Annotated in this window: 20 protein-coding genes and 1 other RNA gene; 8 read left to right on the top strand and 13 right to left on the bottom strand. The window is 56.9% G+C overall.

The features are described from left to right. Positions 1-64: 64 nt before the first annotated feature. Together GTU67_RS13295 and GTU67_RS13290 are read right to left on the bottom strand one after the other, a co-directional pair. On the bottom strand, positions 65-280 hold the full coding sequence (locus tag GTU67_RS13295) for a DUF2061 domain-containing protein (protein WP_221893376.1): 216 nt from the start codon (positions 278-280) through the stop codon (positions 65-67). A 187-nt stretch (positions 281-467) separates the two neighbouring features. Continuing rightward, on the bottom strand, positions 468-2,432 hold the full coding sequence (locus tag GTU67_RS13290) for a methyl-accepting chemotaxis protein (protein ID WP_185780546.1): 1,965 nt from the start codon (positions 2,430-2,432) through the stop codon (positions 468-470). A gap of 243 nt (positions 2,433-2,675) precedes the next feature. On the opposite strand from GTU67_RS13290, the gene GTU67_RS13285 reads away from it, so the two are divergent. Further along, positions 2,676-3,230, top strand: a complete 555-nt coding sequence (locus GTU67_RS13285) for a copper chaperone PCu(A)C (protein WP_185780545.1) — start codon at positions 2,676-2,678, stop codon at positions 3,228-3,230. Positions 3,231-3,237: 7 nt separating this feature from the next. Here the strand turns inward: GTU67_RS13285 and GTU67_RS13280 are convergent, their stop codons facing one another. From GTU67_RS13280 to GTU67_RS13240, 9 genes are all read right to left on the bottom strand, one after another. Then, entirely contained in the window at positions 3,238-4,068 is an 831-nt protein-coding gene (locus GTU67_RS13280) for an alpha/beta fold hydrolase (protein WP_221893375.1), read from the bottom strand. Between the two features lie 13 nt (positions 4,069-4,081). Next, positions 4,082-4,765 carry a tol-pal system protein YbgF gene (ybgF, locus tag GTU67_RS13275; RefSeq protein ID WP_185780543.1) on the bottom strand — a complete coding sequence of 228 codons (684 nt, stop codon included), beginning with the start codon at positions 4,763-4,765 and terminating at the stop codon, positions 4,082-4,084. Positions 4,766-4,842: 77 nt separating this feature from the next. Continuing rightward, entirely contained in the window at positions 4,843-5,337 is a 495-nt protein-coding gene (pal, locus tag GTU67_RS13270) for a peptidoglycan-associated lipoprotein Pal (protein WP_185780542.1), read from the bottom strand. A gap of 34 nt (positions 5,338-5,371) precedes the next feature. Further along, positions 5,372-6,679, bottom strand: a complete 1,308-nt coding sequence (tolB, locus tag GTU67_RS13265; protein ID WP_185780541.1) for a Tol-Pal system beta propeller repeat protein TolB — start codon at positions 6,677-6,679, stop codon at positions 5,372-5,374. Between the two features lie 24 nt (positions 6,680-6,703). Continuing rightward, positions 6,704-7,870: a cell envelope integrity protein TolA gene (tolA, locus tag GTU67_RS13260; protein ID WP_185780540.1), complete on the bottom strand. Its 1,167-nt coding sequence runs from the start codon at positions 7,868-7,870 to the stop codon at positions 6,704-6,706. 14 nt (positions 7,871-7,884) lie between these two features. Further along, positions 7,885-8,331 carry a protein TolR gene (gene tolR / locus GTU67_RS13255; RefSeq protein WP_185780539.1) on the bottom strand — a complete coding sequence of 149 codons (447 nt, stop codon included), beginning with the start codon at positions 8,329-8,331 and terminating at the stop codon, positions 7,885-7,887. After that, entirely contained in the window at positions 8,331-9,005 is a 675-nt protein-coding gene (gene tolQ, locus GTU67_RS13250; RefSeq protein WP_185780538.1) for a protein TolQ, read from the bottom strand. Before tolQ ends, tolR begins: the two co-directional genes overlap by 1 nt. Before the next feature lie 2 nt (positions 9,006-9,007). Continuing rightward, complete coding sequence (gene ybgC / locus GTU67_RS13245; protein WP_185780537.1) at positions 9,008-9,433, bottom strand: tol-pal system-associated acyl-CoA thioesterase; 426 nt, start codon at positions 9,431-9,433, stop codon at positions 9,008-9,010. Further along, the gene (locus GTU67_RS13240) at positions 9,423-11,171 is read right to left on the bottom strand and encodes a proline--tRNA ligase (protein ID WP_185780536.1); all 1,749 of its coding nucleotides are present in this window, start codon (positions 11,169-11,171) and stop codon (positions 9,423-9,425) included. Before GTU67_RS13240 ends, ybgC begins: the two co-directional genes overlap by 11 nt. Before the next feature lie 66 nt (positions 11,172-11,237). On the opposite strand from GTU67_RS13240, the gene GTU67_RS13235 reads away from it, so the two are divergent. Continuing rightward, a complete protein-coding gene (locus GTU67_RS13235; protein WP_185780535.1) occupies positions 11,238-11,816 on the top strand; it encodes an RNA pyrophosphohydrolase in 579 nt (192 codons plus the stop codon). Here the strand turns inward: GTU67_RS13235 and GTU67_RS13230 are convergent. Beyond that, positions 11,813-12,736 carry an NAD(P)-dependent oxidoreductase gene (locus GTU67_RS13230; RefSeq protein ID WP_185780534.1) on the bottom strand — a complete coding sequence of 308 codons (924 nt, stop codon included), beginning with the start codon at positions 12,734-12,736 and terminating at the stop codon, positions 11,813-11,815. The genes GTU67_RS13235 and GTU67_RS13230 overlap by 4 nt on opposite strands. A 112-nt stretch (positions 12,737-12,848) precedes the next feature. Between GTU67_RS13230 and GTU67_RS13225 the strand changes: the two genes are divergently transcribed. The 4 genes from GTU67_RS13225 (at position 12,849) to GTU67_RS13210 (ending at position 14,715) form a co-directional block, all read left to right on the top strand. Next, entirely contained in the window at positions 12,849-13,319 is a 471-nt protein-coding gene (locus tag GTU67_RS13225) for a hypothetical protein (RefSeq protein ID WP_185780533.1), read from the top strand. Between the two features lie 6 nt (positions 13,320-13,325). After that, on the top strand, positions 13,326-13,643 hold the full coding sequence (locus GTU67_RS13220) for a cell division protein ZapA (protein WP_185780532.1): 318 nt from the start codon (positions 13,326-13,328) through the stop codon (positions 13,641-13,643). A gap of 84 nt (positions 13,644-13,727) precedes the next feature. Continuing rightward, positions 13,728-13,909: non-coding RNA, 6S RNA (gene ssrS, locus GTU67_RS13215), on the top strand. A gap of 50 nt (positions 13,910-13,959) precedes the next feature. Then, positions 13,960-14,715 (top strand): SIMPL domain-containing protein, encoded by a 756-nt coding sequence (locus GTU67_RS13210; protein WP_185780531.1) that lies wholly within the window; start codon positions 13,960-13,962, stop codon positions 14,713-14,715. Here GTU67_RS13210 and lgt read toward each other — a convergent pair. Continuing rightward, positions 14,669-15,463 (bottom strand): prolipoprotein diacylglyceryl transferase, encoded by a 795-nt coding sequence (lgt, locus tag GTU67_RS13205; protein WP_185780530.1) that lies wholly within the window; start codon positions 15,461-15,463, stop codon positions 14,669-14,671. The two genes, GTU67_RS13210 and lgt, sit on opposite strands and share 47 nt — an antisense overlap. A 107-nt stretch (positions 15,464-15,570) precedes the next feature. Here lgt and GTU67_RS13200 point away from each other — a divergent pair, with 107 nt between their 5' ends. Both GTU67_RS13200 and msrA read left to right on the top strand, forming a co-directional pair. After that, the gene (locus GTU67_RS13200) at positions 15,571-15,987 is read left to right on the top strand and encodes a c-type cytochrome (protein ID WP_346727027.1); all 417 of its coding nucleotides are present in this window, start codon (positions 15,571-15,573) and stop codon (positions 15,985-15,987) included. A gap of 191 nt (positions 15,988-16,178) precedes the next feature. Further along, positions 16,179-16,757 carry a peptide-methionine (S)-S-oxide reductase MsrA gene (msrA, locus tag GTU67_RS13195; protein ID WP_185780529.1) on the top strand — a complete coding sequence of 193 codons (579 nt, stop codon included), beginning with the start codon at positions 16,179-16,181 and terminating at the stop codon, positions 16,755-16,757. Positions 16,758-17,780 lie beyond the last annotated feature (1,023 nt).

The raw sequence follows: 17,780 nt of genomic DNA, 5'->3' as shown, positions 1-17,780 counted from the left end.
GATTGAAAGACAAAATCTTACCACCTGGCGCAGGCCCGGGCGGCGACCATCTGAGGTTGTCAGGTCAGCACGCGCGTGACCACTGGGGGAAGGGTACGCGCCATTTGGTCTTGATGCGGCGCCAGACACGTTCGTGCAAAGGCAGCAAGGCTACATTGCAAATCGGCTCAACCAACGCAGCCAGGCCCCCTGTCATGACTGACCCGGTCATCGCATAAGTAACGCCAAAGGCAACACCCATGTGCAAGAGAACCTGGCTGGTTTTTTCAAGGACAATCATGATGCTGCTCCATCTTGTAAGTTGAGTTAATGATAATCAATCTCAACAAATCAAGATATTTGATTGTTTTAATCTCTGCGATAGGGGCGTGCTATCGCATCACAAAAAAGCGCTCAAAAAAATAAACCCCGCTGCGAACGCAGGGGAGTTATCAAAATACCGGGCCGCGGTTCAGGCGGCCGGTTGTTCAGAACTCTTCCCAGTCGTCTTCTTTATCGGCTTTGGTTGCAGGTGACTGTTGATTGCTCAGGTCGGGTCGTTTTAGTTGGGCATCGCTACGCGCTGCGTTGGCCGTCGCAGCGTCGGTTGCAGGTGCCGATGCACCCGCGCGACGGGCCGGGCGTGTTGCACCGTTCGATATTGCATGTGTACGTTGTGCCGACCCCGGCGCCCCTTCGTTTGGTGTTGGCGTCGTGCTGTCGTGGTGGTTTTGTGTTGTGTGCACGTCGTCTTCGAGCGATGCCTGGGAACGGGCCTTCTTTGAAGACTTGCCTGCGGGCAGTTGGGCGGCTGCGGTTGCCGGAATGGCCGGAGCGTTGGCGTCGGACGCGGCTTCTTTGACTTCGCGCGCGGTGACGTCGATGTAGTCGCGGCCAATATCAAACAGGTTGACGACTTCTACCAGTTTGGCGGCTTGTGCTTTCAGGCTGTCGGAAGCTGCAGCCGACTCTTGCACCAGGGCGGCGTTTTGCTGGGTTACATCGCTAAGTTGCAGCACGGCGTCATTGACTTGCCCGATGCCCGACGTTTGCTCGTCGGTGGCCGCGCTGATCTCATTGATAAGGTCGGTAACCCGCTTGACGTGGGTCACAATGCCTTGCATGGATTCTCCGGCCTCGTCCACCAGCCGGGAACCGGCGTCTACTTTTTGTACGCTGTTGTCGATAAGGTTTTTGATGTCTTTGGCGGCCGAGGCGCTTTTTTGCGCCAGGCTGCGCACTTCGCTGGCCACGACTGCAAAACCACGGCCTTGTTCGCCGGCGCGGGCAGCTTCGACGGCGGCGTTCAGCGCCAAAATATTGGTTTGGAAGGCGATGCTGTCGATGACCGAAATAATGTCAACAATCTTGCGCGAAGACGCATTGATTTCTTGCATGGTGTCGACCACATTGTTGACGACCTCGCCGCCTTGAACGGCCGCACTACTGGCCGCAGATGCCATGTGGGCCGCTTGCTTGGCGACATCGGCATTGCTTTTCACGGTGCTGGCCAGTTGTTCCATGGCCGCCGCTGTTTCGGTCAGGTTGGCGGCCTGGTCTTCGGTGCGGCGCGCCAGGTCTACGTTGCCCGTTGCAATTTCGGCTGACCCGGTCGCAATATGATCGCTGCTGTTGCGCACTGCCAGCACGACCTTGCGCAACGAGTCTTGCATCTGGTTCATGGCGTTCATGATGCTTTGCTTCGCATTGCGGGGCACGACGATTTTGTTGTTCAGGTTGCCCTTGGCAATGGCGGCTGCAATTTGTGCCACCTCGTGGGGTTCGCCGCCTAACTGCCGCGTAAAGCCCCGGGTGATTAACAAGCCCAGAATAATCGCAATCAGCGCGCCGCCGGCTGTCAGGCCGATCATTAACGTGAAAGCTTGCGTGTAAATGGCCTTGATTTCTTCGGTGGCGGTCAGGGCATCGTCTTGCTGGCCATAGACAATGCGCTTGATCAGGCTTTCGGCCTCGTCGCCCAATGGGCGCATTTCTTTGAACACGCGCTCGGTCGTATCCAGTCGCCCCAGCGTTTCGGCAGGTTGTTCGCGAACAATGTCTTTTGCTGTTTTCTCGAATGCGTTGATGGCTTCACGCGCTTTCTCGACGGCGCGTTTGCCTTCCTCGCTTTGCGCTGTGCGGGCCAGATCATCAAGTGCCATTTTGGCCGAGATGAAGTGATTGTCGATAGAAAAGTATTCGGACCGGTATTCGTCCTCGGTGGAGGTGAGCAGCGTATTGCTCAGGGCCCGACCGGCGGCAACCAGTTGACGGTCGGCTTCGGTGGCATGGCGCATACCGACAAACTCGTTTTCGTACAAGCGGTCGGTCATCTGGCTGATGCGCTGCATCGACTGGATGCCCACAAACCCGATAATGGCGGCGATTGCCGCAACAATCAGGAAGCCGCCAATCAGTTTGGTTCGGACCCTCAGGGTTTTTATTCTGCTCATGGTGTCTCCGGGAAAGCGCAAATGTTACCAAATTAACGTAACGGCAATATTTGGTGAAACTTTACCGATGCTACCGTGGGTGTTTACCCTGTAGTAAGCAGAAAAAGGCTGAAGAAAACAGCTTGATTGAACCTTAAGGCTGGCGTAAGCGGGGGTGCGCCGACGCCGTCAAGGTCTGACGCATATCAAGGCGCATCGACGCATTCGGCGCTACACTTCGCGCAGTTCATTTGCGAGGTTGTCATGTTGCGTACGCTTTTAAATACTTCTGTTGTCATACTTATGTCTTCGGGCGTTGCTGTGGCTGCCCATCATGGGGCCCACGGGCAGCCGCCTGCCCACGGCGGGCAACCCCATGCCATGGCGCATGCGGCGCCCCAAACCGACACTGCCCGTTTGCCCGTGGCCCAAGGTGTTGTCGCCGATGCATGCTGGATTCGGTTGTTGCCTGCGCCTGCGCCATCGGCAGGTTATTTTGTACTCAAGAACAACACCAATGCGCCCGTTAGCCTGGTGGGTGCGGCAGCCCCCAAAGATTATGGCCTGTTAATGGTGCATCAAACGCGTCACGAAAACGGCATGAGCCGTATGGGCATGGTTGACGAGGTTGCGGTCCCGGTTGGGGGGCAGCTCGAATTCAAGCCGGGTGGTTATCACATCATGCTCGAACAGCCGCGTCGCGACGTTGCAGTGGGCGACACCATTCAGGTTGACCTGGTGCTGAAGTCGGGCGAAAAAGTTGTGGCTAGCTGCGAGGTCAAACCCGCCGGCACCATGCCCCGAATGATGTCGCACTAAACCGGGCTTATGCCGGCAGGGCAGTTTGCTCGCCGGCAAAAAAGGCCAGCACTTTGCGGTTAAAGCTTTTGGGGTTGGCCAGGTTCATGCCATGCGAGGCCAGGGGCACGGTGTCGCGTCTTGCATCGGCCAGCCGGGGCGCCAGTACATCAATAATCTGGCGATAGCGTTGCGGGCTGTTGCTTCCGCCAAGCAATAAAACCGGGCAGCTTATCTGGCGTGCGGCGTCGGGGTTATATAAGGTATCGGCCTCTAGCGCCTGCGAAAGCAGCGTACCTGCGTTGTCGCGCACCATGGTTTTAAACCAACCCGTCATTCGGCGCCAGGTGTCGGGGCCGCTCACGGTGTCAATAAAAGTTTCCAGGCCGGCTTCGGTCAACCCTTGCGCAACCGATTGCGCTGCGTTACCGATAAAACCGCTGTTGCGCGAGACCCCGGGGACGTTCATGCCAGGGTCGGCTAAAACCATGCTGCGCACATGCGCCGGTGCTTGAACAGCCATTTCAAGGGCGACGTGGGCGCCTCGCGAGTGGCCGACGATATCGACGGGCTCGTCCGGGCTGGTCGCGCGTATGAGCGCGATCAGATCGGCCGCATGCTGTTGCACAGAAAACTGGGGGTCGGGGGCGGTGCAGGTATGGGGCCAAAACCCCCGCAAGCTGGGCGCAATAACACGTCCGTACTCTGCAAATGGCGCCATTTGCCAGCGCCAGTACCGGTAGTCGCACAACGAGCCGTGAATCAGCAGCGTCGTTCGCCCATAACCCAGTTCAACAAACGTCAACGGGGTCTGGTCGGCAAGGGTGAAAACTTTCTCGGGTAGCTCGAGTGCTGGCATACGGCCGGTGACGTTATTGCAAAAGCTTGAGACGATCTTGGGCAGTGCGTGCCGCATTGCTGCCGGGGTAATCGGCCACAATGCGCTGCAGGCTGGCGGTGGCGCCGCCCAGGTCGTTCAGTTCGATTTGCGCGGCAGCCACAATCAGCAAGGCATCTGCGGCCCGATTGCTGTCTGGGTGTGCTTGAACCAGCGCTCCTAGCGCCTGGACCGCGCCTTTGAAATCTTTGGCGGCATATAAGCTGCTGCCTTGATAAAACTGCGCATCAACCACTAACTGGCTGTTGGGATACTGCGTCAGGAAAGTCTTGAAGCCGTCTGCAGCGTCTTTGTATTTCCCTTCGCGGAACTGTGCCATGGGGGTATTGAAAGCGGCTTGCTCTTGTGGATTGCTAACCTGTGCCGCTGGGCCGTTGCCCAAACCATTGCCATTCTTAATATCCAGCTCGAACCGGATGCGTTCGATCTGGCCGCGCAGGCTGGTGACTTCCTGTCGAAGCGTTTCGAGCTGATCAGCCAGCAACAGGCGGGCCTGGCGGTTCTGCTCGGTCAGAACACGTATTTGTTCGCGCAGTTCCAGAATGGCACGGCGTGCATCGTCGTCGGCAAAGGCATGTGCAACACCGGATGGCAGCGCCAGGGCGCTAAAAGATGCGGTCAGGGCGAAGCGGCGAAGCGTAAACAAAGAGTTCGTCATAAGGGGTCTCATTCAAGTGAAAACGCCGCGGCGGGAAGCCGCCACGGCGCTTTGTTGATGCAGATTATGCCAAAAAATCAACGCTGGTAGTTGATGTCTGCGCGACGGTTCTCTGCGTAATCGGCTTCGGTGTTACCCATGGCCTTCGGGCGCTCTTTACCGAAACTGATGGTTTCGATCTGGTCGGCACGCACACCCATCAGGGTCATCATACGGGCAACGGCTTCAGAACGGCGCTGGCCCAGTGCCAGGTTGTATTCCGAGCCACCGCGCGCGTCGGCGTGGCCTTCGACGCGGATGCGTTGCTGGCCGTTTGCGGTGAGGTACGACGAGTGCATTTCGACAACGTTGCGGTACTGTTCGGGTACGACATAGCTGTCAAACTCGAAGTAAACCGAACGCTGTTGCGCCAGCGGGCTTTGCGGGTTGAAGGGGTCCATGACCATACCGGTCGAGGCCCCTGCACCCGTGCCCGAGCCGGATCCGGCCTGGTCAAGCGGTACAGAGCTGCAAGCTGCCAGGGCGGCAGTCAAAGCAGCAACACTTAGCGTTTTTGTAATGCGCGAGCTCATTTAAGTTCCTTTAGAAAAAGAGTCACACTAAAAATTAGTTGGTAAAAGGGCCCCAGGTCGGTTCACGGACCTTGCCATCGAGTGTCGACAGCGTTTGCCGGACCCGGCCATCGACCGAAACCACGGCCAGCACACTGCGGCCGTTTTGGACGGCACTGTGAAGCACTTGCATGCCGTTGGGTGCAAAACTTGGCGACTGGTCGTCGGGGCCTGTGGTTAACAGTTGTTCCGAACCCGTGTTCATATTTTGCAATGCAATGCGGAAAGCACCGTCTCTACGTGTAACGTACACCAAACTGTTACCGTCGGGCGAGAGCGCTGGTGAGATGTTGTAACTTCCGTTAAAAGTTATGCGCCGTGCTTCGCCGCCGGCCACTGGCACACGGTAAATTTGCGGGCTGCCGCTACGGTCGCTGGTAAACACAATCGAAGCACCGTCGGGTGCGAATTGCGGCTCGGTATCGATGAGCGGCGAACGCATGATGCGACGCAGGTCAGAGCCATCGTTGCGGATCGTATAAATTTGCGAAATGCCATCGCGTGAAAGCACCACGGCAAGCTGGCTGCCGTCGGGCGACCATGCCGGCGCACTGTTGTTACCCTTGAAGTTGGCCAGGGGCAGACGTTGGCCGGTGGCCAGCGTTTGTACATACACTACGGGCTTGCCCAGCTCGAAGCTGACATAAGCAAGTTGCTTGCCGTCGGGTGACCAGGCTGGCGAAATAATCGAGTGTTTCGAGCGCAACATCACCTGCGGGTTCTGGCCGTCGGCGTCTGCAATTTGTAACTCATAGATGTCGCCTTTTTGCACGACATAGGCCAGGCGTGTTGAAAAAACGCCACGCACACCCGTGATTTTTTCGTAGATGCGGTCGGCAATCCGGTGTGCAATGCGGCGAAGTTCACGCTCGTTACCGGCAAATGCAATGCCGTCAAGTTCGGTTTTGCGTACGGTGTCAGACAGGCGATATGTAATGGTGTACTGGCCGCCGGCCTCGGTAATTGACCCATACGCAATATAGTCGGCGCCTCGACCACGCCAGTCGTCGTGGGCGACCGGGGTCTCGGCGCTTAAGGCGGCGCCAGTGGCGTTGACAAGACGGAACTGCCCGGAACGGGTCAGGTCGGCACGGATGACTTCGGCCAGGCTGGCGCCCTGAGCGTTACCCTGGAAGTCGGCGATGGCAATAGGGTATTGCGTTGCGCCCACGCCCGAAATATCGACGCGCAACTGTGCCGAAGCCGGCGTGGTGAGCGCCACACTGGCGAGTACCGCAAGGCCCCAGGCCTGCAGTCGCCCGAGTGTTCGGGCGACGGTTTTTGCGAAGGTGACACGGGTCATTTCGACAATCTCCTGTTGGTCGTGCTATTGATCGTACATATAGTAGTACCCATCGATATACGGCGGGTACTTGCCGGATGGCGGTGCCGGGAAGGGGTTGCAGCCGCGCACGCCGTTTTCTACGGCACGGTCGAAACCGGCAATACCCGACGAGCGGCGGATCTCGACGTCTTGAACACGCCCTTGAGCATTGAGCATAACGCGGAACTGTACGGTTGGGTTTGCACCGGCGCGCGGCGGGATGGGGTAGGTTACGCGTGGCTTGATGCAGGCCCTGACTTGCGCCGCGTAGCCGTTATCGTTGCCGCCGCCACCGGCCTGGTTGCGGTCGGCCGTGCCGCCCGGAATACCGGCAGCGCCCAGCGCATCACCGCGCATGGCTTGTTTAATTGCTTCGCGCTTTGCTGCTTCCTCTTTGGCCTTTTTCTCGGCCGCGGCCTTGCGGGCAGCTTCTTCTTTGGCTTTCTTCTCGGCAGCCGCTTTTTTGGCAGCTTCTTCTTTAGCCTTGCGCTCAGCCTCAGCCTTCGCTTTCTGTTCAGCCTCGGCCTTTGCTTTTTGTTCGGCGGCTTCTTTAGCCTTACGCTCGGCTTCGGCCTTTGCTTTGCGGTCGGCCTCTTCTTTCGCCTTGCGCTCGGCTTCCGCCTTGGCTTTACGTTCCGCTTCTTCCTTCGCTTTTTGCTCAGCCGCTTGCTTGGCTTTCAATTCAGCGGCCGTGCGCTCGGCCTCTTCGCGTGCTTTGCGCTCAGCTTCTTGCTGGGCAAGGCGTTCTTTGCGTTCTTGCTCGGCTTTTTCCTGGCGTGCCTTTTCAAGCGCGATTTCAGGATCGACTTGCGGCGGCTCGGGGATTGGATCAGGGCGCACTTGCGGCGAGGGCTCCGGTTCGGGCGCGGGCGGCTCTGGCGTGGGCTCCGGTTCTGGCGTAGGCTCGGGCTCTGGCTCGGGTTGGGGTTCGGGCTCTGGCGTGTCTTCGGTAGCTGTTTCTTCCTGCGGCTCTTGAACCGCGTTGGGCGACACACCGTCGGCCCATAGCTCGACCTGTACCGGTGCGGGTGTTTGAGGCGCCGATGTCAGTACCCCCAGCAGCAACACCAGAGCCAGCGCTACGTGCGCCGAAATGGCATACACAAAGCCCCGACGGTCGTCGAGCTGTTCGGGAGATTGACCAGAAGGTTCAGACCAAAGCCACTTCATGCATCAGCCTTATGTTATTGCTGGTCGGGGTTGCCGGCGCTTTGATCAACCAGCAAGCCCAGTCGCGACACACCATTGCTGCGCAGCTTGTCCATCACTTCCATGACTTTTTCGTACGGCACTTTACCGTCAGCGGCGATGACTACGGGTGTTTCGGCAGTTATACGGGCCCGCACTTCGTCAACCAGGGCTTCGTTGGCAATGGATTCGAACTCGGCGCCGGCCACGCGCTTGCGTAACGATACCGTGCCGTTCTCTTCGATTTGCACTTCCAAAGGCTCGGTGGGGACTTCAGCAGCCCGACCGACCGAGGGCAGCTCGATAAGGCCGGGGGTGATCATGGGTGCGGTCACCATAAAAATGACCAGCAACACCAGCATCACGTCGATATAGGGGACGACGTTGATCTCGTTTTTAAGCCGGCGGCCAGCGCGCCCCATGCTACTGCGGTTAGAGGGCATTAGCGCACCTGACGTTGCAGAATATTGAGGAATTCGTCGATGAAGCTGTCAAAGCGGATCGACAGACGGTCGATTTCGTTGGTGTAACGGTTATAGGCAACCACCGCAGGGATTGCGGCAAACAGACCTATGGCGGTTGCAATCAGGGCTTCGGCAATGCCGGGCGCCACCGCAGCCAGCGTGGCTTGCTGCATGCTGGACAACCCCAGGAAGGCGTGCATGATGCCCCACACCGTACCCAGCAGCCCGATGTATGGGCTGACAGATCCGGCCGATGCCAAAAAATTCAGGTGTGATTCCAGGCTGTCCATTTCGCGCTGGTACGACGCGCGCATGGCACGACGGGGGCCGTCGAGCAGGGCGTCGGTGTTGCCGTTGGCCCGTCGTGCTTTGATGAACTCGGTCATGCCGGCGTCGAAAATGCGCGCCAATGCGCCGTAGTCGGCCGGGCTGGTCGATACCGATTGCTGCAGGGCCGTCAGGTCGCCACCTGCCCAGAAGTCGTCTTCAAAGAGTTTGGTTTGTTCGTGGGCGCGTTTCAGGGCCGTACGTTTGCTGAAGATATACGTCCAGGACAACACCGAAATGCCGACCAGAATCAGCATCACAAGCTGTACCGGGATACTGGCGTCAAGAATGAGCGAGACGATAGACAAGTCGCTGGTGGGCTGCATGTTTATACCTGAACCTTTTCCAATAATGTTTTGAGTTCGTCGGGCAGAGCCGCGGGGCGCAAGGTTTTTGCGTCAACGCAGCAAATTTGTATGTTTCCCTCGCACAAGCGCTGGCCATCGAGTTCTGCGCACTGGAAAAAATCGATGGACGCCCGACCCACCCGGGTGATCTGGCTGTTAATCGTCAGCAGATCATCAAGCTTTGCCGGCTTGATATACCGGGTGTCGAGTTGCTTGACCACGAAGACTCGCTGTTCGGTAACGGCCAGTTCAGACTGGTTGACGCCCAGTCTGCGCAACCATTCGGTGCGACCCCGTTCGAAGAACTTGAGGTAATTGGCGTAGAACACGACGCCGCCGGCATCGGTATCTTCGTAGTAAACGCGAACAGCTAACGTTGAATGCACGTTGTTTGAATCAGGTGGCATGGGCGCGCAATTTTAACTGTTCCAGAACGAAATCAGTGGCTTGTGCAACAGTTATTTTTTCGGCTTCAGGTTGTCGGCGATGCTGGATCTCGACAACCCCTTCTTTCAGGCCGCGGTCGCCAACCGTGACACGTACGGGAACACCGATAAGCTCCCATTCGGCAAACATGACGCCGGGGCGAATATCGCGATCGTCGATGATGACGTCTGCACCGTATGAAATCAAGTCTTGATACAGTTGCTCAGCAGTGTTTCGAACGGTTTCACTTTTGTGGGCGTTTAGCGGGCAGATAACGACCTGGAAAGGGGCGATGGCTTCGGGCCAGATCATGCCGCGATCGTCGTGGTTTTGTTCGATGGCGGCTGCGGCGATACGGCTGATGCCAATCCCGTAGCAGCCCATTTGCATGATTGCCGGCTTGCCATCGGTATCCAGGAAGGTCGCGTTCAGGGCTTTCGAGTATTTGTCGCCCAGGAAGAAGATATGCCCGACTTCAATGCCGCGCTGGATATTCAGCGTGCCGCCATTCGGGTCGAGGTCGCCGGCCACAACGTTGCGCAAGTCGGTGACAAGGTCGGGCTCGGGCAGGTCGCGACCCCAGTTCACGCCGTCAAGGTGGAAGCCGTCTTCGTTGGCCCCGCAGATGAAATCGTGCATGTTGGCGACGGTTTTGTCGGCAATGATCGTAACTGGTCCGACAGGGGCCACGGGCCCTAATGAGCCGGGGCTGCAGCCGAAGGTGCGCTTGATTTCGTCGTCGGTGGCAAAGCGGAACCCTTGGTTCAGCCCTGGGAGCTTGCCTGCCTTGACTTCATTCAATTCGTGGTCACCGCGCACCAGCAATACAAAAATTTGTACCGTCTTGATCTCTTCTGTGGGCTCGACGGCTAAAACCACGGCTTTGACTGTGTCTGAAAGCGGGCGCTTCAGTAACGCAGCCACCTCTTCACATTTGGTCATGTTCGGTGTGGCTACTTTTGCCATTGCCTTGCCGGCCGGGGACCGGGTCGCAATCAGGCAAGGCGCGTCGGCCAGTTCGATGTTGGCGGCGTACTGCGACTGGGGGTTGTAAACAATTAGGTCTTCGCCCGTATTGGCAATGACCTGAAACTCGTGGCTGCGCGAACCGCCAATTGATCCGGTGTCGGCAGCAACGGCCCTGAACTCAAGGCCCAGGCGAGTGAAAATTTTCATGTAGGCGTCGTACATGTTGTCGTAGCTGGCCTGCGCGGCCTCTTCGCTGCGGTCAAACGAATACGCGTCTTTCATGGTGAATTCGCGGCCGCGCATCAGCCCGAAACGGGGGCGCCGTTCGTCGCGAAACTTGGTTTGGATATGGTAGAAATTTACAGGAAGCTGACGCCAGCTTTGAATTTCGTTGCGCGCAATGTCGGTAATGACTTCTTCAGAGGTGGGCTGGAGGACGAAGTCGCGTTGATGACGGTCTTTGATGCGCAGCAATTCGGGGCCATAGGCCGTCCAGCGCCCAGACTCTTCCCACAGTTCTGCGGGTTGCACCAGTGGCATGAGCAACTCAACGGCGCCGGCCCGGTCCATTTCTTCGCGCACAATGGCTTCAATTTTTTTAAGCACCCGCAAGCCCAGCGGCATGTAGGTGTAAATGCCGCCCGCAATTTTGCGGATCATGCCGGCCCGGGTCATCAGCTGGTGGCTGGTGACTTCGGCTTCGGCGGGGGCTTCTTTCAGGGTGTTGATGTGATACTTGGATGCGCGCATGGTGAGGATCTCTACAGATACGTATAATCGGGTGTAATTGTATTAAATTCGTTATAGAGGTGGCCTATGTTAGACCGTGAAGGCTACCGTCCTAATGTCGGCATTATCCTCGTTAATCATAAAAACGAGGTGTTTTGGGGTAAACGCATTCGGGAGCATTCCTGGCAGTTTCCGCAGGGTGGTATCAAATACGGCGAAAGCCCGGTGCAGGCCATGTACCGCGAGCTTCGCGAAGAGGTGGGTTTGTTACCAGAACATGTCCGAATTTTAGGGCGTACACGCAATTGGCTACGTTACAACGTGCCCAATGATTTTATCCGTCGCGATTCGCGGGGTATTTATAAAGGGCAAAAGCAAATCTGGTTTCTGTTGCGGCTGGTAGGGCGCGATTCCGACGTCAGTTTACGTGCCACCAAGCACCCCGAATTCGACGCCTGGCGTTGGAGTCATTACTGGGTGCCGCTCGATGCTGTCATCGAGTTCAAGCGCGATGTCTACACGCAAGCCCTGAACGAACTGGCCGGTATTTTGTTTCGCCGTGTCAGCGAGCGTCGTTATTTGCGTCAGCGGCCGCAGGCTGCCAAGGGCGACGCCACAAAATCTGTTGCCGCCAAGTTTGTGGCTGCCCCAGAAGGGTCGCCTTAACCAGGTTGCGTGGGCTGGGGTAGGCGGGTAATCAGGCTCGACGTATCCCAGCGGCCACCGCCCATTTTCTGTACCTCGGCATAAAACTGGTCTATCAGGGCTGTGCCTGGTACGCTGGCTCCATTGCGTCGGGCTTCGTCCAGAACCAGTCCCAGGTCTTTGCGCATCCAGTCAACTGCAAAGCCAAAATCAAACTGGTTGGTCACCATGGTCTGGCCGCGGTTTTCCATTTGCCAGCTTTGCGCCGCCCCTTTACTTATCACCGACAAGACTTTTTCCATATTCAGCCCGGCGGTTTTGCCAAAAGCAATCGCCTCAGAGAGCCCTTGCAATACGCCGGCCACGCAAATCTGGTTCACCATTTTGCACAACTGGCCCGAGCCCGAAGCGCCCATGTAGGTGGTGGCCCGGGCGTAGGCCTGCATGATGGGCTCGGCCTGGGTAAAGTCGTCCACGTCTCCGCCACACATGATGGTCAGCACGCCTTGTACGGCGCCGTTCTGGCCACCCGATACCGGTGCGTCTAAAAAGCGCAGCCCGGCGCTTCGCGCGGTGTCGTAAAGCTCACGGGCCACATCGGCGGATGCCGTGGTGTGGTCAACGCACAGAGCGCCTGGTTTCATGCCGGAAAATGCCCCGTCTTTGCCGGTTAGTACGCCACGCAGGTCGTCATCGTTGCCCACGCAGCAGAAAACGATGTCCGCCGCTGCGGCGGCCAGGGCGGGAGTGGGGGCAGTGGCGCCGTTAAACTCCGCTGCCCAGCGGCTCGCTTTCTCGGGTGAGCGGTTGTAAACGCAAACCTGATGACCCGCTGCGACCAGGTGGCCGGCCATGGGGTAGCCCATCGCGCCCAGCCCGATAAACGCCACTTTCAGAGGCGGAGTATTTTCGTAGCTGCGGGGGGCGATTGATGCGGACATGACAAGGCTCCGTGATGTCGTAGAAAGTTGGGCAATTTCGGTTATTCTAACGGCTCCATAGACTTGATCGCGGGGCTTTTCTTCGAAAGCGCCTGTGGTTTACCATATCGCCATGTTGCAAGATCTAGAATCTCTGGCCGCCCGTGTTGGCCAATTGGTTGAGCTCTCCCGTCGGCTTCAGTCGCAAAACGAAACCCTTGTTCAGCGTGCTACGCGGGCCGAACAAGAGCGCGATGCGCTGCGCGACCAGCTCAATCAGCAAGCCATCGAATACAAAGACGTTGCCGCTCAGGCGGCGCGTCATCAGGCCGAAATGGACGCTCTGCGCGCGCAAGCCGACGCCGAGTTGCAAGGCCTGCGCCAGCAGGCGGCTCAAACCGAGTCCAGTCTGCGTGCACAGGCCGACAGTGCGGTGGCGCAGCTCAAAGAGCAACTCGAGCGCCAGCAGGCCGAGCAGGCCGCCGTCCGGCAAAATCTGCAAGCCAGCCAATCCGAAACCTCCAGCCTGCGTCAAGCCGTCGAGTCCGCTCGGCAACGCATCGACGCTGTACTTATGCGCCTCCCCGGCGCTCCTCAGGAGTAACCCCGCATGGAACGCGTCGATGTTTCAATTTTGGGCCGCGATTATTCCCTGGCGTGCTCGCCTTCCGAAAAAGACGATCTGCTCTCGGCGGTCCGGTTTGTCGACCAGCGCATGCTGGCTATCAAAGGCTCTGGTAAAATCTCAAGCAACGAACGCATTGCCGTTATGGCGGCCATTCAAATTGCTGCCGAACTTTTAGCCATGCGGGCCCCCGACGGGCCATTGGGCGAAGTCGCCGTTGGCGACTTCAAACGCCGCCTCGAAGACATGCATCGCCAGCTCGACCTGGTATTGCCCCAACAGGTTGCGCCCAGTAACAGTTAGCACCAAATTTCAGGCCAGGCCCGGTATTTACATACGGTTGCGGTAAGCAGCTGTTTTATCTACTAAGCTGTAGCCTGTACAAGTTAGTCCCTGCAGTGTTCGTGACTTGACCTTACATTTCTTGAACCAATGCTTATGGCATTAGGTTGCCAGATTGACAAGCAGGAGTGAACGTCTTAACTGACGATCCCGAAACTTGACTGAAGGCGACCACCTTGAACCCTCGGTTCCAGGATGCCGGTCTTGACGGCACAGGCGGGGCATTTTTGAAGGCAGGCCCGCATTAATGCGGGCCTGTTTATTTTGGAGCTAACGCATGTCTCAGTCGTTTACGTTGTTAAAGTCTTTTTCAGTTGCCCCTTTAGTCTTAAGCGCCGCGTTTGCGGTTGTGGGCGTACCCGCTGCGGTTGCCCAAAATATAGTGCCCGACGCACCTGCGCTGATGCGTAAAGGGCAGTTGCCATTGGCAGCCCTTAATGCATCGGCCTCGTCGCAAGTCAGCCAAGACACCATAAAAATTACGCTTGCTGCGCAAGTGGCAAACGCCAGCCACCAAAAGGTCAGCGCCGGCCTAACCCAGGCGCTCGACAGCGTCGTCAAGCAAGCTAAAGCGGTCAGCTCGGTTAAAACCTATTCGGGCAATTATCGCGTTTGGCCGCTCACTAACGACGAAGGGAAAATCACCGGTTGGCAAGGGCGCGCCGAAGTCATCCTCGAGTCGACCGACTTCGAAGCCGCTTCGGGTTTGGCAGGCCAGCTTTCCGACCGCATGTCCATTGCCAATCTGCAGTTCTCGGTCTCGCCGCAAGTGCGTGCTAAAGCTGAAGCCGATTTGCTCAACGATGCCGCGCAGGCGTTCAAGGGGCGCGCCCAGTCTGTGGCGCAAGCCTTTGGTTATCAAGGTTTTCGTATTAAAACCTTGTCGCTCGATGGCGGGGGCGCCGAATACGCGCCCATGCCGCGCATGATGATGGCCGCAAGCGCCGATAAAATGGCCGTGCCTCTCGAGGCCGGTGTCGAGACCGTTACGGTGTCTGTTCGGGGCGAGGTTTACTTGCTCGAAAATAAATAAACAGGCCCAGGGCGATCATTGGCAGGCAAAGTAACTGCCCCATGGTTAGCGACCCCAGTACCGGGCCTAAAAACGCGTCGGGTTCCCGAGTGTATTCGGCCAAGAACCTGAATACACCGTAGCCCATCAAGAACAAGGCGCTAACTTGCCCGGTTGCCCGGGGCTTGCGGGCAAACCACCAAAGCACAGCAAACAGCAGTATGCCCTCCAGCGCCATCTCGTAAAGTTGCGAGGGATGCCTGACGATGTTGTCGCCCAGCTGCGGGAACACCATGCCCCACGGAACATCGGTGGGACGGCCCCAAAGTTCGCCGTTAATAAAATTGCCCAGGCGCCCTGTGGCCAGGCCTAAGGGTATTAAAGGTGCAATGAAGTCGCCCAATTGCAAAAAGGTGCGCCCTTTTTGGCGTGCCAGTACAAACAATACAACCAGTACCCCGATCAGCCCCCCATGAAAAGACATGCCACCTTGCCAGAGGTAGAAAATTTCAATGGGGTTTTGCAGGTATTCGGCGGGTTTGTAAAACAGCACATAGCCCAGTCGACCGCCGGCAATGACGCCAAGAACCCCGTAGAAAATGATGTCTTCCAGGTCCCGCAGGCTCAGGTCTGTTTTCCCGTGGTTGATTCTCCAGCGGCCGGCCAGCCACACCAGACCAAAGCCAATAAGGTACATCAAGCCGTACCAGTGAATGGCGATGGGGCCGAGTTGCAGGGCGACAGGGTCGAATTGAGGGTGAACAAGCATGGAAAAGGGCCTTTAATCTTAGCGTCCGGCGCTGATAATTTGTTGGATGATAACGCGATATCGCGGGCTGTTTTGGCGGCCCCGAAACTGTTTACGGCAGGTAGATTATGTATTTTCGTATCGCAGTATTAGGCATGGGGTTAAGTTTGGCGGTATATGCGCCGGCGGGTGCTGCCCAAACGGTGGGCATTGGCCTTGCCCAAGCCAATAATTGCGTCGCGTGTCATCGTGTCGACGACACCGAAGGTCGCAAGCGTCTGGGGCCAGACTTCGAAGTGGTCGCCAAGCGCTATCAGGGCAATGCGGCGGCCATCTCGCATCTGGCCACCAAAATTCGAAATGGTTCGCGCGGGGCGTGGGGGGCGGTGCCTATGCCGGCGCAGTCTCACGTCAGCCAGGAAGGCGCCGAACTGCTCGCCGCCTGGGTGTTGTCTTTGGCGGGCGATGCCAGTGTCGGTTCCGGCCCAAATCTCGATGACTCATCTTCACCGGCGCTTCAGCCCCAAGGTAGCAACAATCAATAAACCGTGGCGTTAGTCATAAGCCGTGGCGCTATTAAATAATGAACCGGGGCGCTAACTAGTCACGCGTCAGCACCCTTGCTACAGTAGTCCTTAAGTCAACTTATTATCATTAAGCCGCAAGGTCGGCGGGCAACGCCGGTCACGCCCATCCCACGTTGGCTACATCCATTTCATTACACGAGATCGCATCCATGACATCATCTAATGCAACCGCCGCTGCAAGTGCCGGCGCTACGGCCGGCCTCGAAGAGGCCGTATTGGGCGGCGGCTGCTTCTGGTGCACCGAGTCCGTTTTCCAATCGCTTCGTGGGGTTCTCGAGGTCAAGCCGGGCTATGCGGGTGGGCATGTCAGTCACCCCACATACGAGCAAGTGTGCGGCAAAACGACGGGTCATATCGAAGTTGTCCGGGTTGTGTTCGACCCCATGCAAATTTCTTTTGCGACTTTATTACGCGTATTTTTTGCAACGCACGACCCAACAGCTCCCGACCAACAGGGTGCCGACATCGGTCCTCAGTATGCGTCCGCCATTTTTTATCAGTCCAATGATCAAAAAGAGGCAGCAGCTCAGGTTATTGAAGAAGTGCAGTCGCTATTGGGCCAGCCGGTCGTTACACATCTATTGCCAGCGGCCCACTTTTGGGAAGCCGAGACCTATCACCATAATTACTACACACGTAACCCGTATCAGGGGTATTGCCAGTTCGTAATCGCGCCTAAGCTTGCCAAGCTGCGCCACTACTACGCCGATCTGCTTGCTACGCCATAAGACATTGAGCAAAGTGCCAATTTGTATGATTGTTGTATAGCTATGTGGCTATGTGGCTATGCGGCAATGTAGTTGCTTAGGTTGTTGGGGTTGTTCGGCTTGTTTGGGTAAGTCGGGTCACAATTCCTTTCAAGCAGTTGCCCTCAGGTAGGGGCAGGCTTAATACAATGAGTTGTCGCTAATGAAGTTGCAGTAATTTAAATGGCACTGCGGTGCAGGCACTGTTGCAAATTAATTTATGCGGCGTTTCATGATGTGGCGCTAAGTCAGGGGCCGAATACATCGGCCCAACTGTATGGCGTTATCGCAAACTAAACGGCGCGGCAGTAATTCATGCACTGCTTCGTTCCAAGTTTATGCACTGCTTCGTTCCAAGTGGTATTTGCCAGGCGTTGGTGCTGATCCATCGGCGCGAATTAGATAGCGCAGCAGCAAAACAACCTGCAGGCCGCCAGTTAAGCCGCACGTTTTCATCAAAGCAGCTCTTTTTGACGTGTTTTTGATTATTTTCTGGCTTTGACTTGCACGCTTTAAAATAACCGTGCTATAGTTCGCCTCCTTTGCAGCACAGCCGGTTCGGGTTTACCCGAATAGGTGGTGAGGCAAGGGGCGAGGCAAGAACTTTTTTTAGCCACGCAGTTGGGGCCCAAGTTTAGGGTTTTGGCTGTGGGGTTGGCCTGAATAAGGCGGGTTGTTCAAGTCGTGGTGGTGGTTTTAAGAAGTGGTTTAAAAACTTTTTAAAATAAACTGCAAAACGATTTGACAGCGATAAAAAAAGGGTTCATAATCTCGTTTCTTCGCTGATCGAACAGGTCAACGAAGCGCAGCAAGACGAAGCGCTTGCGGGGCGATAGGGTTTAGATTCTAGCGCGCCGATGTGGCAAACGTGTTGCAGCGACACTGCTCTTTAACAATTAAACAACCGATAAGTGTGGGCACTTTGAAGGTAGCCGCTTTGGCCAACACCCTTCTCACGAAGGGGCTAAAGTAATACTACATAAGTGCTTACACAGAAATAAGTCA

It is taken from the genome of Pusillimonas minor (assembly GCF_014237865.1).
Classification (GTDB): domain Bacteria; phylum Pseudomonadota; class Gammaproteobacteria; order Burkholderiales; family Burkholderiaceae_B; genus Neopusillimonas; species Neopusillimonas minor.
This window is presented reverse-complemented; position numbering and strand designations above follow the sequence as displayed.

Coding starts and splice junctions, on each gene's coding strand:
- GTU67_RS13210 (WP_185780531.1), top strand. CDS start 13,960: ATGTCTCAGTCGTTTACGTTGTTAAAGTCTTTTTCAGTTGCCCCTTTA.
- pal (WP_185780542.1), bottom strand. CDS start 5,337: ATGAGCTCGCGCATTACAAAAACGCTAAGTGTTGCTGCTTTGACTGCC.
- GTU67_RS13225 (WP_185780533.1), top strand. CDS start 12,849: ATGTTGCAAGATCTAGAATCTCTGGCCGCCCGTGTTGGCCAATTGGTT.
- msrA (WP_185780529.1), top strand. CDS start 16,179: ATGACATCATCTAATGCAACCGCCGCTGCAAGTGCCGGCGCTACGGCC.
- GTU67_RS13285 (WP_185780545.1), top strand. CDS start 2,676: ATGTTGCGTACGCTTTTAAATACTTCTGTTGTCATACTTATGTCTTCG.
- GTU67_RS13280 (WP_221893375.1), bottom strand. CDS start 4,068: ATGCCAGCACTCGAGCTACCCGAGAAAGTTTTCACCCTTGCCGACCAG.
- tolB (WP_185780541.1), bottom strand. CDS start 6,679: ATGACCCGTGTCACCTTCGCAAAAACCGTCGCCCGAACACTCGGGCGA.
- GTU67_RS13240 (WP_185780536.1), bottom strand. CDS start 11,171: ATGCGCGCATCCAAGTATCACATCAACACCCTGAAAGAAGCCCCCGCC.
- tolA (WP_185780540.1), bottom strand. CDS start 7,870: ATGAAGTGGCTTTGGTCTGAACCTTCTGGTCAATCTCCCGAACAGCTC.
- ybgC (WP_185780537.1), bottom strand. CDS start 9,433: ATGCCACCTGATTCAAACAACGTGCATTCAACGTTAGCTGTTCGCGTT.
- GTU67_RS13290 (WP_185780546.1), bottom strand. CDS start 2,432: ATGAGCAGAATAAAAACCCTGAGGGTCCGAACCAAACTGATTGGCGGC.
- tolR (WP_185780539.1), bottom strand. CDS start 8,331: ATGCCCTCTAACCGCAGTAGCATGGGGCGCGCTGGCCGCCGGCTTAAA.
- lgt (WP_185780530.1), bottom strand. CDS start 15,463: ATGCTTGTTCACCCTCAATTCGACCCTGTCGCCCTGCAACTCGGCCCC.
- GTU67_RS13200 (WP_346727027.1), top strand. CDS start 15,571: ATGTATTTTCGTATCGCAGTATTAGGCATGGGGTTAAGTTTGGCGGTA.
- GTU67_RS13295 (WP_221893376.1), bottom strand. CDS start 280: ATGATTGTCCTTGAAAAAACCAGCCAGGTTCTCTTGCACATGGGTGTT.
- ybgF (WP_185780543.1), bottom strand. CDS start 4,765: ATGACGAACTCTTTGTTTACGCTTCGCCGCTTCGCCCTGACCGCATCT.
- GTU67_RS13230 (WP_185780534.1), bottom strand. CDS start 12,736: ATGTCCGCATCAATCGCCCCCCGCAGCTACGAAAATACTCCGCCTCTG.
- tolQ (WP_185780538.1), bottom strand. CDS start 9,005: ATGCAGCCCACCAGCGACTTGTCTATCGTCTCGCTCATTCTTGACGCC.
- GTU67_RS13235 (WP_185780535.1), top strand. CDS start 11,238: ATGTTAGACCGTGAAGGCTACCGTCCTAATGTCGGCATTATCCTCGTT.
- GTU67_RS13220 (WP_185780532.1), top strand. CDS start 13,326: ATGGAACGCGTCGATGTTTCAATTTTGGGCCGCGATTATTCCCTGGCG.